This is a genomic window from Acinetobacter beijerinckii CIP 110307 (assembly GCF_000369005.1).
Lineage (GTDB): Bacteria > Pseudomonadota > Gammaproteobacteria > Pseudomonadales > Moraxellaceae > Acinetobacter > Acinetobacter beijerinckii.
On record NZ_KB849766.1, the window covers coordinates 380822 to 394546 of the forward strand.

A 13725-nucleotide genomic window follows, 5' to 3' on the forward strand; every position below is an offset into this window, starting at 1 on the left:
GCATACGAAACCATAGCTTCTAGACAGCAGCGATTATTTTTCATATGAAATTGAAAAATCCATTGGATTTAATTCAGAGCTGATTGGTTGATATGCTTGGCTAAAGCTCGGTGACATGCGTTTAGGGCGACCTGTACTAATTTCAATACATGCCCATTTGGTATTTCCAACAAATAAAACACTTTGATCTTGTGGACGATAAAATGCGTACTGACGAAAAGAATACAGTGCATTAATATCATCTAGCCATGTTCTTAAAATGACTTCCTCACCCTGCAAAGCAGCTTTACGATATTGAACATGATGCTCAACAGCAACCATTGCATGCTTTAACTCTAAATATTGCGCAACTCCCAAACCAAGCGTTTCAATATGTGCTGCTGCAACGTCCTGCATCCATTGAACATAAACTACATTATTTACATGCCCAAGCACATCAATATGATTTGGTTGAACTTGTATTCTTAAATCAAAAATCGTACTCATAAATATTGTTTAATCACGATAATAAAACTCATGTGCATACACTAGACGAAACATTTCGGTATTACAAAATAAAAAACCACTCAAGCTGAAGAGTGGTTTTTCAAAAATACCTAGCTTATTAAGGTAAACGCAAACCTAAAATTGCACGTTGACCTTGACGAATAATCGCAACACGAGCAACGCTATTTTTTGGTAACGCAGCAACTGTTTTTGCAAACATTTGGCTATTGGTAATCGGTGTGCCGTTAACTTGCAAAATTACATCGCCAGCAACAATATTTGATAATGAAGCCAAACCACCACGCTTCACATCTTGTACCAAAATACCGCCACGAACATCTAAACGAGACTGTTCCGCTTCAGTTAGGTTACGAATACTCATACCTAAACCGCTGGTTGGATTATTTTTATCCTCAGCTGCTGGAGTATCGTCAGGTGCTGTTCCCAAAGTTGCTGAAATTGTACGTGTTTTTTCATCACGTAAAACGTCTAACTGAACTGTCTGACCTGGTGCAACACGGTTTAATACATTGAGTAAATCACTAGTACGCGAAATAGAAGCACCATTAATTTTCAATATTACATCACCAGATTTCAAACCTGCTTTTTCTGCTGGTGATTTCGCGGTGACTTGTGTAATTAACGAGCCTTCAGGTTTCGGTAATTTATATGCTTCAGCTAAATTTCGATCAATATCTTGCAACATAATACCAAGATAAGAACGCGTCACTTTACCTGTAGTTTTAAGCTGCTGTACTACCTCCATTGCAACATCAATTGGAATAGAGAATGACAAACCCATATAACCGCCAGTCCCACTAAAAATACGTGAGTTCACACCAACAACTTCACCACGTTGGTTGAATAATGGACCACCTGAGTTACCTGGGTTTAATGCAGCATCCGTTTGAATAAAAGGAACTGACGTTTCACCACTCATATTTCGAGATTTAGCACTCACAATACCTGCGGACGCAGAGTAATCAAAACCGAAAGGTGAACCAATCGCTAAAACAGGTTCACCCACTTTTAGCTGATTTACATTACCAATTTTTAATTCAGGGAAATTTGCACCATTCACTTTTAGAACAGCAACATCGGTACGTTCATCGCTACCCACTAAAGTTGCATCTAATTCACGGCGATCATTTAAGGTAATACTAATTCGTGATGCATTTTCAATCACATGATGATTAGTAACCAAATAGCCATCTTTACTAATAAAAAATGCGCTACCGTAACCTGTTTTTTCTTGTGGTCCCTGTTGTTGAGGAATAATGACTTGATTACCGAAGAAACGACGTAAAATTTCTGGGACTTGTTGTTGTAACAACTCATCCTGAGTCATTTTTTTCACAACATTGACGCTCACGACAGCAGGACTCACCTGCTCTACGAGATTTGAAAAATCCACTGGCGATGCAGCATTAACCTGTACAGCTGCCACCGTAAATACGGCAGCATACATTCCTTGTTGTAAATAGCGACTTTTCATGAAGCAAGAACCTATGTACCAATTGATTTAATTAATTTTAAGACTATGTTTTTAGCATAATCCCCTAACTCTTTTCGTAAAAATATGTTTATGTTTTCAATGCATACAAAGAAAAACAATCATGGAATGTGAATAAATTATGGAGATTTAAATTCATCATTAATTCATTCACACTATTTTTAAGTCAATCAGCTTAATTTCAGATTAAAACAATGTATTGAAACGTAATCCGTTTGTTTTTTCATCTAGCTTAAAGATACTCTTAGTTAAAATTGTCAACATTCGCTAAAAAATCACTCAACTCTAGGCAGATTGGCACTTGCCTTTTTGAGAAAAAAGCGGTGTCATTAGCAAACGTTTGAAACTGAAGCAGATCGACATGCCTGATTTAAAAACAATTCACCATTTTGATGTGATAATTGTGGGCAGTGGTGGTGCAGGTCTAAGTCTTGCACTCTCTTTACCAAGTCATTACAAGATTGCCATTTTAGCAAAAGCAGCTTTAACAGAAGCGAGTACTTTCTATGCGCAAGGCGGTGTTGCTGCAGTATTAGATGAAACTGATTCTATTCAACAACACATAAGTGACACAATGATTGCAGGTGCTCATCTTTGTGAATTAGATGCAGTCCAACATACAGTTGAAGGCGGCAAACCTTCTGTTGACTTCCTACTCAAGCAAGGTGTGCAGTTCACCTTAGATGATGATGAACAATTACATTTAACACGCGAAGGTGGTCATTCGCAACGTCGTATCATTCACTCTGCTGATGCAACTGGAAAAGCCATTTCAACCACCTTGGTTGAACGAGCAAAAGAGCGTGAAAATATTACAATTTTTGAAAATTATATTGCGATCGATTTAATTACATTACATAAACTTGGTCATCAAGATCAGACTAATCGTGCAATTGGTTTATATGCACTTGATGAAGATCATGAACAAGTTCACACCTTTTTAGCTCCGTTTACTGCGCTTGCCTGCGGCGGCGCAATGAAAGCTTATCTTTACACATCAAATCCTGATATCGCAACAGGTGATGGTATTGCGATGGCTTATCGTGCAGGATGTCGTGTAGCCAATATGGAATTTAACCAATTCCATCCGACTTGTTTATATCATCCGAAAGCACGCTCTTTCTTAATTACCGAAGCAATGCGTGGTGAAGGCGCTTATCTGCGTCTACCAGACGGTGAACGTTTCATGTTGCGTTTTGATGAGCGTGCTGAACTTGCACCACGTGATATTGTAGCACGTACCATTGACCATGAAATCAAGCGCCTAGGTATTCGTCATGTCTGGTTAGACATCACGCATAAATCACCCGAGTTTATTACTGAACACTTCCCGACACTTTATGCACGTTTGCTTGAACTTGGCATTGATATCACCAAAGATATGATTCCTGTTGTTCCTGCTGCGCACTATACCTGTGGTGGTGTGGTCGTCGATGAGCATAGCCAAACGGATTTAGATGGTTTATATGCCATTGGTGAAACCTCTTATACAGGTTTACACGGCGCAAACCGTATGGCAAGTAACTCACTACTCGAATGTTTTGTTTATGGCATGAGCGCAGCAGAAGATATTAAGAGCAAACACAACACAAGCTTTGAATTTCCAGATGTACCTTCTTGGGATGAATCTCAAGTCACCGATGCGGATGAAGATGTTGTCATCTTACAAAACTGGGATGAGCTACGTTCTACCATGTGGAACTATGTGGGTATTGTTCGCACGACTAAACGACTACAACGTGCTTTACACCGTATCGAAATGTTGAAACGTGAAATTAATGAATACTATCAAGATTATCGTGTCAGCAAGAACTTGATTGAATTGCGTAACTTAGTGCTGGTTTCAGAAATGATTGTACGTTGCGCGATGGAACGTAAGGAATCGCGTGGTTTGCATTACACATTGGATTATCCTGAACTGTTGAATGAAATTCGCAAAACAGTATTGACGCCACCGAATTTTAAGGTGGAGCAGCCGTTGGTGAATGAGTGATATTTTAAGGCTATTGATTTTCTTAAGCTTTATAAATGAGTTTGTAGTTGTTATTTAGTATCGTGGTAGGCGACATGGATGTCGCCTGTTGCGCTGCGGTATCAAGGATGTACCGTCAGCGCAACAAAGGATTTTTGTTACTTTTCATCCCTGAAAAGTAAGGCAAGACCTATACAAAAAGCATTCATTTACCCGCATTTTTATGAGGCAGGGCAAACTCATTATCAAGCCTCTTATTTCAAATATTGCAAAGCTTCATCAAACACAACATCAGCATTCTGCGTTGCATTCAAACGCTTAATCCGCTCAGGCTCTGCTTGCCATAAAGTCTCATAACCAGAACGAACCTTCGCAAAGAAACTCAATTTTTCTTGCTCGAAACGATCCAATGCACCACGCTCTCGTGCACGAGTCATTCCCAACTCAATCGGGGCATCCAACCAAAATGTAATATTCGGCATTTTCGCCACAAAAGTTTGATTCAACAGTTGCAACTTTTCCTGACTCAAGCCACGTCCAGAACATTGATAAGCAAAGCTAGCATCAGTAAAACGATCACTCAGCACAATTTTTCCCGCCGTTAATGCAGGTAAAATCACTTGTTGTAAATGCTGTGCACGTGCAGCGTAAATCAATAACAGCTCGGTATCATGACTCATTTGCTCTTCATGATTCACAGCCAATAATAAGGAACGAATCTGCTCAGCCAATGGTGTTCCACCGGGTTCACGGGTCAACACCACTTCTTTACTTTGTTGTTCAAAGTACTGATGAATTTTACGAATCAGCGTAGTCTTACCAACACCTTCCGTACCTTCAAAACTAATAAACATTATTCACCCTGCTTTTTCTTTGAACGTAGCACAGTTAAATATTCTTGCACTGCACGATTATGGTCTTCTAAAGACGCTGTAAATTTATGCCCACCATTACCTGTAGCAACAAAGTAAATATTTTTAGCATCGTCTGGATGCATGGCTGCTTCAATCGCTTTTTTACTTGGTAAAGCAATTGGCGTTGGTGGTAAACCATTAATGGTGTAAGTATTGTAGGACGTTGGTGTGCGTAAATCATTACGAGTGATATTGCCTTTATAGTTGTCACCCATGCCATAGATCACTGTTGGATCAGTTTGCAAACGCATCCCTATTTTCAAACGACGAACAAACACACCCGACACTTGCTCAAGTTCGCTATCCAAACTGGTTTCTTTTTCAATAATTGAAGCCATGATTAATGCTTCATATTTATCTTTATAGGGTAAATTCGGTGCTTTATTAGCCCAAGCCTCATCTAATGATTTCATTTGACGGCGATACAAATCAGTTAAGATTTTTTTATCTGTTTCACCTTTTGCGAAGAAATACGTATCAGGTGCAAATAAACCTTCTGGATGAGAATAAGGGATATCCAACTCTTTTAATAACTGATCTTTAGGTAAGTGTAAGACAGTTTTAGTCACATTTGGATCTTTCTTTAAATTATTAATAAGTTGCTTAAATGTCGTGCCTTCAATCACTAAAATACGATTCATCTGCGCATTGTCAGCATTCGATAGCATTTCTAAAACCTGACGAACACTCATGCCTTGTGTAATTTCATATACACCCGCTTTCATGGTGTCATGAATCATAAATTTCTGATAAATCCTTAAAATAATCGGAAAATTCACCTTATTTTCTTCTGCCAAACGGTCAATAAAACCAGAATAAGTGTCACCCGAAGAAATCACTAAAATTTGTTTTTTAGAGTCAATAGGATAATTCTTAAATAAACTTGACCATAAAACACCCAAAACCAGCACTACAAAAATGATGATCGCGATGAAAGAGGCTTTTAATGGAAAGATAGATTTCGGTTTAGCTTTTGGTTTTTTCTTAGTCTTACTTGGATTAGGTGGCTTTGGCATATTTAGTCAATCTGGCTAAGTTTTAAAGTTTTAAATAAATCAAGGTATGGTTGCTGAGCTAAAGCTTGCCGATTAAATCGAATGACGGCTTTCATTGGATGCAAAGCATTACAGAAAAATAAGCTTTGAATGTGTTCAATTTCATTTAATTCAATACAACGTTGCTCACAATGAATATCCTGTTGCTGCATTCGAGAGAGAATTGTCGCTCGCATCACACCGTGAACGCCATTATACCGAAGTTCAGGCGTAATCCATTGATCATTTATGCGAATAAAACAATTACTGCTCACCCCTTCTACAATATAACCCTGCACATCACTCACTAATGCTTCTAGCCAGCCTTGCTGATCAGCTTCTTGTTTAAGTAAGACTTGCTCTAATCGGTTCAATGTTTTCAACCCAACCAAGTGCGGCATATTGAGACCTAAAGCATGAGTTAACAATCCACTTTCAATCCATTCAGGTTGAAAAACTTGCATCACTCTAGGGTAATACCACACGTAAATATCAGCCGCATGTAAAGGAAGACTATAGCCTCGATCCCCTTCACCACGACTGATAACGACTTTAAAGGTACCATTCAAAGTTGGATTTTGCTGTTTAAGTTGTTCCAATGATTCATCAATTAGAGAAAGATCGGCGTCGAGACTTAGGTTTTGGCAAGCTACTTTTAAGCGTGCGAAGTGTAAGTGTTTTAGTTCGAACACACCTTGAAAAATCCGTGCAGTGGTAAAACAACCATCTCCATAGTGAAAGGCTCGATCTAATAATGGGATCGAATCAATCAATTGTCCGTTTTTATAACACTGCATGATCAAGAATTCAGTTTGAAATACGCCATCATCATACCTTGAAAGCTAAGTTTCGGAAATTCTAGGTAACAGATCAGCGACCAGAATGTTTAACATAACCGTGATTGGCTTTTTAATCTTGCCGCTAAACAACTATCCCACGAATAAAACAAATTTAGATTTCATCCAAAATCAAGCGAACTAAAAATAAACTAATTTTTATACGCCACATTTAAAACCGTTATGACACAACATCTTGTTTTCATAGATATAAGCAAAGTTATTATCAAAAAATATGCATAAGTTATCTGTTTTTTATATTTCTTTTTAATTCATATCAAATTCGATTTTAATTATTTTTTTTGCAAAAAAACTATCGTTATGCTGCGTACATATTCCAAACAATGATTGAAGATCTGCTGATAACAGATCAATTAAAGGGGTTTTCATGCGTTTATCTCAAGTTAAAGTCGGCGTTATTGCTGCACTACTTTCCGTTTCATCTTTCGCGGCACAAGAATTTTTAAATGTCTCTTATGACCCAACTCGTGAACTTTATACAGATTTCAATAAACAGTTCGGTGCATTTTGGAAACAACGCACTGGTCAAGACATTGACTTTAAACAATCACATGGTGGTTCAGGTAAACAAGCCCGTGCAGTCATTGATGGCTTAAATGCTGATGTGGTGACCCTTGCCCTAGCAGCTGATATTGATGAAATTGCTGAAAATGCAAAATTACTTCCAGCCGATTGGCAAAAGAAGCTACCAAACAACTCAACACCTTATACCTCAACAATTGTTTTCCTTGTGCGTAAAGGTAATCCTAAACAAATCAAAGACTGGGGCGATTTGGTTAAACCTGGCGTAGAAATTATTACACCAAATCCTAAAACATCTGGTGGCGCACGTTGGAACTACTTAGGTGCTTGGGCTTGGGCAAAACATCAAAAAGGTGGTAACGATGCCAAAGCCCAAGAATTTGTTCGCCAAATTTACAAGCAAACCAAAGTTCTTGATTCAGGGGCACGTGGTGCAACTACAACTTTTGCTGAACGCGGTATTGGTGACGTATTACTTGCTTGGGAAAATGAAGCATTTCTTGCAATACGCGAACAACCAGGTAAGTTTGAAATTATCACACCTTCACTTTCCATTTTGGCTGAACCACCTGTTGCAGTCGTAGAAAAAAATGCTGAGAAGAAAGGCAACTTACAAATCGCACGTGGATATTTGAACTATTTATATTCTCCTGCGGGTCAAGAAATTGCTGCTCGTAACTTCTATCGTCCTCGAAATGCGGCTGTTTTAAAGAAATACAGTACAACATTTAAACCACTCAAACTTGTGACGATTGATAAAGAGTTTGGCGGTTGGACTAAGGTACAAAAAACCCACTTTGATAATGGCGGTATATTTGACCAAATCGTCAAGATCAACAGCACTACAAAATAATTTACTTAAAAAGTAGATAGGGAGAGCGGACATGATTCATACCGTAATTGTTCCAGGTGTAGGTGGTAGCGAAGCGCAACACTGGCAGTCTTGGTTACAACAGCAACTTGTGTCTAGCTCTCGCGTTCAACAGAAACATTGGGATCGTCCTGTGCTCAGTGAATGGATTGTCCAATTTATTAAAACTGTTGTTTCTGCTCCAGCACCTGTTCAAATCGTGGCGCATAGTTTTGGCTGCTTAACCAGTATTGCTGCGCTTGCTGAGCACCCAGAACTCAGAGCAAAAGTTAAAAATCTGGTATTGGTTGCACCCGCCAACCCTGCACGTTTTGGTGAAGCAGGCTTCGCACGTCATAGCTTGATTGACTATAAACAGTATTTTCAGCAGATCAAAATTGAAGTACCAACTACTTTATTAATTAGTGAAAATGACCCTTGGTTAGGTTATGTCGATGCTTTGCAATTGGCTCAAGCATGGAAACTAACCCCCATTAATTTAGGTGCTGTCGGTCATATCAATGTCGCATCTGGATTTGGTCCTTTCCCTGAGATCCTGAACTACTTACTCCCTGAAAAAAAGACGCAGCTCGTCGCCCGAATGAGTCAGGCAAATTTCAATCTAAAATTTGCCTAACACCGCTCCCGTATTTTTAGTATTCGCATTATTTATTTGCTTGTTTTAGCAAACATTTCTCTTTGAGGAAATATCATGTCGCAGCGTTCCCGAGTGCTGCCTGGGTTTGGTCTCTCATTAGGCTTCACCCTCGCTTACGTGTCTTTGATTGTGCTTATTCCTTTATCTGCTGTCTTTATCAAATCCTTAGGGATTGGTTGGGATGGCTTGTGGGAAATCTTAACGTCAGAGCGAATTTTAAAGTCTCTACAACTTAGCTTTAGTGCTGCATTAATAGCGGCATTGGTAAATGTTATTTTTGGTTTATTACTCGCTTGGTGCTTAGTTCGCTATAGTTTCCCAGGTAAACGTATTGTCGATGCTTTAGTAGATTTACCTTTTGCTCTTCCTACTGCTGTTGCAGGCATTGCATTAACCTCGTTATATGCACCAACAGGCTGGATTGGACAATATCTTTCTCCACTTGGGATTGAGGTAGCTTACACCCCGATTGGGATTACTTTAGCTCTGATTTTTATTGGTATACCTTTCGTGGTTCGTACCGTACAACCCGTACTAAGTGACATTGAAACTGAATTGGAAGAAGCCGCTTCTGCTCTTGGTGCAAATCGTTACCAGACGATTACCAAAATCATTTTACCAATTTTATTTCCAGCTCTACTGACCGGCTTTGCTTTGGCTTTTGCTCGTGGTGTCGGCGAATACGGTTCAGTGATCTTTATTGCAGGTAACCAGCCTTACAAAACAGAAATCGCTCCGCTTATGATTATTTCTCGTTTAGAAGAATATGACTATGCAGGTGCGACCACGATTGCTGTGGTTATGCTTGTTCTCTCTTTTGCCATTCTATTTTTAATTAACTTAGTACAAGCATGGGCAAGTCGTCGTACAGGGAGAACTGCACAATGAGCTTAAATACCAGTAGCAATAGTTTAGCGCTTAAATTACAAGCTAGAGATGCAACCCGCGAACCGACTTGGGTCCGTTACACTTTTATTAGTGTTGCACTTATCTTCTTTCTGAGTTGTTTAATTTTACCTTTGATTTTGGTTTTTGTTGAAGCTTTTAAACAAGGTCTGAATGTTTATATCAATGCACTGACTGATTCAGATACTTTATCCGCTGTAAAGCTAACCTTACTCACTGCCGCAATAGCCGTACCAATTAACGTTGTATTTGGTGTTGCGGCGGCATGGGCTGTTGCAAAGTTCCAATTCCGTGGCAAAGCCATTTTGACCACGATTATCGACATGCCATTCTCAGTTTCGCCTGTAATTGCAGGTTTGATGATTGTATTAATTTTTGGCTCTCAAGGTTGGATTGGTGGTTGGTTAATGGATCATGATATTAAAATTCTGTATGCCGTACCTGCCATTGTTTTAGCTACTATTTTTATTACAGTACCATTTGTTGCACGTGAACTTATACCTTTAATGGAAGCTCAGGGAACCGAAGAGGAAGAAGCAGCGATTGTACTTGGTGCTTCGGGCTGGCAAACCTTCTGGAAAGTGACTCTTCCAAATATTAAATGGGGTTTGATCTATGGTGTGATTCTGTGTAATGCGCGTGCTATGGGAGAGTTTGGTGCAGTCTCTGTCGTTTCAGGACATATCCGCGGTGAAACCAACACATTACCGCTTCATGTCGAGATTCTCTATAACGAATATACCTTTAGTGCTGCATTTGCTGTGTCTTCATTACTGGCATTTTTAGCGATCATTACTTTGATTTTGAAAACTTGGCTTGAAGTCCGCCAAGACCAAGCAAATGAACATAAAACAAATCCCTAAGGAATGAACACATGAGTATTCAAGTTAAAAATATTGAAAAACACTTTGGTGCATTCCATGCACTCAAAAATATCTCTTTAGATTTTCCTGAAGGTGAATTGGTTGCTCTGCTTGGTCCTTCTGGTTGCGGAAAAACAACGTTGTTACGCATTATTGCGGGCTTAGAATCTGCGGATGGTGGTCAGGTTCTACTCGAAGGTGAAGATGCAACTGACATCCATGTACGTGAACGTCAAGTTGGGTTTGTATTTCAACACTACGCTTTGTTTTGTCACATGACTGTTTTTGACAATATCGCCTTTGGTTTACGTGTTCGCCCACGTGCAACACGTCCATCCGAAGCTGAAATCAAAAAACGGGTCACTCGTTTACTAGATTTGGTACAACTTGGTTTCTTAGCAGACCGCTACCCTGCTCAGCTTTCAGGAGGTCAGCGTCAACGTATTGCATTGGCTCGTGCACTCGCAGTTGAACCACGCGTTTTGTTACTTGATGAACCATTTGGTGCACTTGATGCTAAAGTTCGTAAAGAATTACGCCGCTGGCTACGTACCTTACATGATGAACTGCATATTACTTCAATCTTTGTCACCCATGACCAAGAAGAAGCGCTAGAAGTTGCAGATCAGATCATTGTGATGAACAAAGGTGATGTCGAACAAATCGGCTCACCGCGTGAAGTGTATGAAAAACCTGCTACTCCATTTGTTTTTGATTTCCTTGGTCAAGCAAATCGTTTTGAAGGTGAGCATACTGGCGGTATCATCCGAATCGGCGATGATCGTATCCAATTACCAACAAGTTTAGATGCACCACAAGGTAAAGTGATTGCATTTGCACGACCAAATGAATTACATATTCATCCCCAACCTCAACCGAATACGATTGAGGCAACCTTCTTACGTGAAGTGTGGATCGCTGGGCGGGTCGTGGCTGAATTACAAGATCGTAGTGGACGTACTATTGAAATTTTATTAAATGTAGAAGAAGCAAATTTACATCAATTCAAACCAAATCAAACAGTTTGGATTAGTGCTGCTCAACTTCATTTATTTGCAGATCAATCGACGCAAGTTGCTTAAAATAATACTGATGGGGTAAGAATATGCCCCATCCTCTTATGAGGAAAAACTTTATGAACTTTCAACAACTCAGAATTATTCGAGAAACTGTTCGTCAAAACTTTAACTTAACTGAAGCTTCTGCGGCACTTTATACCTCCCAATCTGGTGTCAGTAAACACATTAAAGATTTAGAAGATGAATTAGGTGTACAACTGTTTGTGCGTAAAGGTAAGCGCTTATTAGGATTGACTGAACCAGGGCAATCACTACTCAGCATTGTTGAGCGGATGTTGGTCGATGCCGATAATATTAAACGTCTAGCCGATGATTTTAATAAAGTTGATGAAGGTACATTAACGATTGCAACTACACATACTCAAGCTCGTTATGTGTTGCCACCAATCGTAAATCAATTTAAAAAATTATTTCCAAAAGTACATTTAGTTCTACAACAGGCAAGTCCTGTTGAAATCGCTGAAATGTTACTTCAAGGCGAAGCTGATATCGGTATTGCGACTGAATCTTTAACGACTGAGGAAAATTTAGCTAGTGTGCCTTATTATGAGTGGCATCACAGTATTATTACGCCGAAAGACCACCCCTTAACCAAATTAGATACCTTGAGCTTAGAGGTTTTAGCTGAATATCCGCTGATCACTTACCATGGTGGTTTCACAGGGCGTTCAAAAATCGACAAAGCATTCGACGATGCACATTTACATGCAGATATCGTGATGTCAGCGCTTGATGCCGATGTCATTAAAACCTATGTTGAACTGAATATGGGCGTTGGTATTGTCAATGATGTTGCGTATGACAATGACAAAGACTATCGCCTAGAACAACTTAAAACAGAGATTTTTGGCGTCAATACAACTTGGATTGCAGTTCGAAAAGGACATTTACTTCGTGGTTATGGCTACGAATTTATCTCTTTATGCTCACCCCAAACAAATATTAAAGAACTTAAAAAAGTTGCCTATCCTGAAGAATAAAAAAATGGCTCAATGAGAGCCATTTTTTATTATTATGCGAACATAAAAAAACGAGCTTTAAAGCTCGTTTTTTTATTCGTGATTTAGAAGCTAAAGCTTACACCCACTTTACCAACTGGTAACCACTGGTATTTGTCATCATTAGCAATTTTATTTGCTTCTGCATTCACAGCCTCAGTCAAAGACTGGCTACCCGCAGTTGTTGCTGTACCTGTAGATGTTAAAGTAACTTTAGGATTACCTGTGTAATAAGCACCTACTTCACCGAAAACACCGATGTTTTTATAAACTTTTGGTGCAAAACCGAAACCTAAGTATGGTGCGATGTCGTTTTTATACTCCATTTTACCATCGATTTTCACGCCACCAGCATTCGCTAAGAAGTCTTGGTTATTTACACGGAAAGCACGTGTTGCATCAACATTACGAGTTAAATCGTAGTCATTATCTAAATATGCAACACCCGCTGCAACATAGAGTGATTTAGCGAATACGCTCTCGCTTGTTCCCCATGGACGAACTTCAGCATTTAAATATGCAGTCTTGTTATCCATATCTACATCATATGTTGAGCCATTTACTTTAATGTCGTCAGACCAAGAAATGTCGCCACCGTTATAACCTAATGTTACACCAACATATGGGTTAGCATTATATGTGATAGCACCACCATAACCTGTTGTACCTACTTCAGCACGAACTGACACTGGGTCTAAGTAAGATGGGAATGCATAAACTGATTCTTTAACAACTTGCTCATCTGCTGCAAAAGCAGTACCTGCAATTGCTGTTAATGCACCAGCTGCCAACATAACGCGCAAAGCTTTCATGTAAGTCTCCTCAAAAAATACTCTTATTAAAAATTTAATATTGTTTCTGTGATTGCATAATAAAAGATTGATCGCCAACTTTTTATACAGAAAATGATTACTTTTTGTTATTTTTTGATACAAATTTAAAGTAATTGTATATTTTGAAATTATAGATAAAAAACAATAATCTCCGATTTTGTTACATTTTTATTGCTTATAAATAAAACAAAATATTGTAACGACTTTTTTCAAAGCTTATTGAAGCAATTTAGTGTAAAA

At 39.0% G+C, this 13725-nt stretch carries 13 protein-coding genes; 7 read left to right on the forward strand and 6 right to left on the reverse strand.

Annotated elements, in window-relative coordinates; translation table 11 throughout:
* Positions 1-33 precede the first annotated feature (33 nt).
* Together F933_RS14975 and F933_RS14980 are read right to left on the reverse strand one after the other, a co-directional pair.
* On the reverse strand, positions 34-486 hold the full coding sequence (locus F933_RS14975; protein WP_005062587.1) for an acyl-CoA thioesterase: 453 nt from the start codon (positions 484-486) through the stop codon (positions 34-36).
* A gap of 118 nt (positions 487-604) precedes the next feature.
* Complete coding sequence (locus tag F933_RS14980) at positions 605-1981, reverse strand: Do family serine endopeptidase (RefSeq protein ID WP_005062589.1); 1377 nt, start codon at positions 1979-1981, stop codon at positions 605-607.
* Between the two features lie 373 nt (positions 1982-2354).
* On the opposite strand from F933_RS14980, the gene nadB reads away from it, so the two are divergent.
* A complete protein-coding gene (nadB, locus tag F933_RS14985) occupies positions 2355-3992 on the forward strand; it encodes an L-aspartate oxidase (RefSeq protein WP_171065972.1) in 1638 nt (545 codons plus the stop codon).
* A 233-nt stretch (positions 3993-4225) separates the two neighbouring features.
* On the opposite strand, the gene tmk is transcribed toward nadB, so the two are convergent.
* From tmk to pabC, 3 genes are read right to left on the reverse strand one after another with little or no spacing between them, the layout of a single operon-like run.
* Complete coding sequence (gene tmk / locus F933_RS14990; RefSeq protein WP_005054918.1) at positions 4226-4825, reverse strand: dTMP kinase; 600 nt, start codon at positions 4823-4825, stop codon at positions 4226-4228.
* Complete coding sequence (gene mltG / locus F933_RS14995; RefSeq protein ID WP_005062591.1) at positions 4825-5901, reverse strand: endolytic transglycosylase MltG; 1077 nt, start codon at positions 5899-5901, stop codon at positions 4825-4827. Before mltG ends, tmk begins: the two co-directional genes overlap by 1 nt.
* A gap of 2 nt (positions 5902-5903) precedes the next feature.
* A complete protein-coding gene (gene pabC / locus F933_RS15000) occupies positions 5904-6716 on the reverse strand; it encodes an aminodeoxychorismate lyase (RefSeq protein ID WP_005062592.1) in 813 nt (270 codons plus the stop codon).
* Positions 6717-7143: 427 nt separating this feature from the next.
* Here pabC and F933_RS15005 point away from each other — a divergent pair, with 427 nt between their 5' ends.
* The 6 genes from F933_RS15005 to F933_RS15030 all read left to right on the forward strand — a co-directional run bounded on the left by F933_RS15005 (position 7144) and on the right by F933_RS15030 (position 12634).
* The gene (locus tag F933_RS15005; protein ID WP_005062595.1) at positions 7144-8151 is read left to right on the forward strand and encodes a sulfate ABC transporter substrate-binding protein; all 1008 of its coding nucleotides are present in this window, start codon (positions 7144-7146) and stop codon (positions 8149-8151) included.
* A gap of 31 nt (positions 8152-8182) precedes the next feature.
* Entirely contained in the window at positions 8183-8785 is a 603-nt protein-coding gene (locus F933_RS15010; RefSeq protein ID WP_005062596.1) for an RBBP9/YdeN family alpha/beta hydrolase, read from the forward strand.
* 75 nt (positions 8786-8860) lie between these two features.
* A complete protein-coding gene (gene cysT, locus F933_RS15015) occupies positions 8861-9694 on the forward strand; it encodes a sulfate ABC transporter permease subunit CysT (protein ID WP_005062598.1) in 834 nt (277 codons plus the stop codon).
* Positions 9691-10575, forward strand: coding sequence for a sulfate ABC transporter permease subunit CysW (gene cysW / locus F933_RS15020; protein WP_005062599.1), 885 nt, complete (start codon positions 9691-9693; stop codon positions 10573-10575). The genes cysT and cysW overlap by 4 nt, the downstream gene beginning before the upstream one ends.
* A gap of 11 nt (positions 10576-10586) precedes the next feature.
* Entirely contained in the window at positions 10587-11657 is a 1071-nt protein-coding gene (locus tag F933_RS15025) for a sulfate/molybdate ABC transporter ATP-binding protein (RefSeq protein ID WP_005062600.1), read from the forward strand.
* 53 nt (positions 11658-11710) lie between these two features.
* Complete coding sequence (locus tag F933_RS15030) at positions 11711-12634, forward strand: CysB family HTH-type transcriptional regulator (protein WP_005062602.1); 924 nt, start codon at positions 11711-11713, stop codon at positions 12632-12634.
* Between the two features lie 83 nt (positions 12635-12717).
* On the opposite strand, the gene carO is transcribed toward F933_RS15030, so the two are convergent.
* Positions 12718-13464, reverse strand: a complete 747-nt coding sequence (gene carO, locus F933_RS15035) for an ornithine uptake porin CarO (protein ID WP_005054931.1) — start codon at positions 13462-13464, stop codon at positions 12718-12720.
* Positions 13465-13725 lie beyond the last annotated feature (261 nt).

Excerpts from the sequence above, each read along its gene's own strand:
- F933_RS14975 (WP_005062587.1), bottom strand. The coding sequence starts at position 486 with ATGAGTACGATTTTTGATTTAAGAATACAAGTTCAACCAAATCATATT.
- F933_RS14980 (WP_005062589.1), bottom strand. The coding sequence starts at position 1,981 with ATGAAAAGTCGCTATTTACAACAAGGAATGTATGCTGCCGTATTTACG.
- tmk (WP_005054918.1), bottom strand. The coding sequence starts at position 4,825 with ATGTTTATTAGTTTTGAAGGTACGGAAGGTGTTGGTAAGACTACGCTG.
- mltG (WP_005062591.1), bottom strand. The coding sequence starts at position 5,901 with ATGCCAAAGCCACCTAATCCAAGTAAGACTAAGAAAAAACCAAAAGCT.
- pabC (WP_005062592.1), bottom strand. The coding sequence starts at position 6,716 with ATGCAGTGTTATAAAAACGGACAATTGATTGATTCGATCCCATTATTA.
- F933_RS15005 (WP_005062595.1), top strand. The coding sequence starts at position 7,144 with ATGCGTTTATCTCAAGTTAAAGTCGGCGTTATTGCTGCACTACTTTCC.
- F933_RS15010 (WP_005062596.1), top strand. The coding sequence starts at position 8,183 with ATGATTCATACCGTAATTGTTCCAGGTGTAGGTGGTAGCGAAGCGCAA.
- cysT (WP_005062598.1), top strand. The coding sequence starts at position 8,861 with ATGTCGCAGCGTTCCCGAGTGCTGCCTGGGTTTGGTCTCTCATTAGGC.
- cysW (WP_005062599.1), top strand. The coding sequence starts at position 9,691 with ATGAGCTTAAATACCAGTAGCAATAGTTTAGCGCTTAAATTACAAGCT.
- F933_RS15025 (WP_005062600.1), top strand. The coding sequence starts at position 10,587 with ATGAGTATTCAAGTTAAAAATATTGAAAAACACTTTGGTGCATTCCAT.
- F933_RS15030 (WP_005062602.1), top strand. The coding sequence starts at position 11,711 with ATGAACTTTCAACAACTCAGAATTATTCGAGAAACTGTTCGTCAAAAC.
- carO (WP_005054931.1), bottom strand. The coding sequence starts at position 13,464 with ATGAAAGCTTTGCGCGTTATGTTGGCAGCTGGTGCATTAACAGCAATT.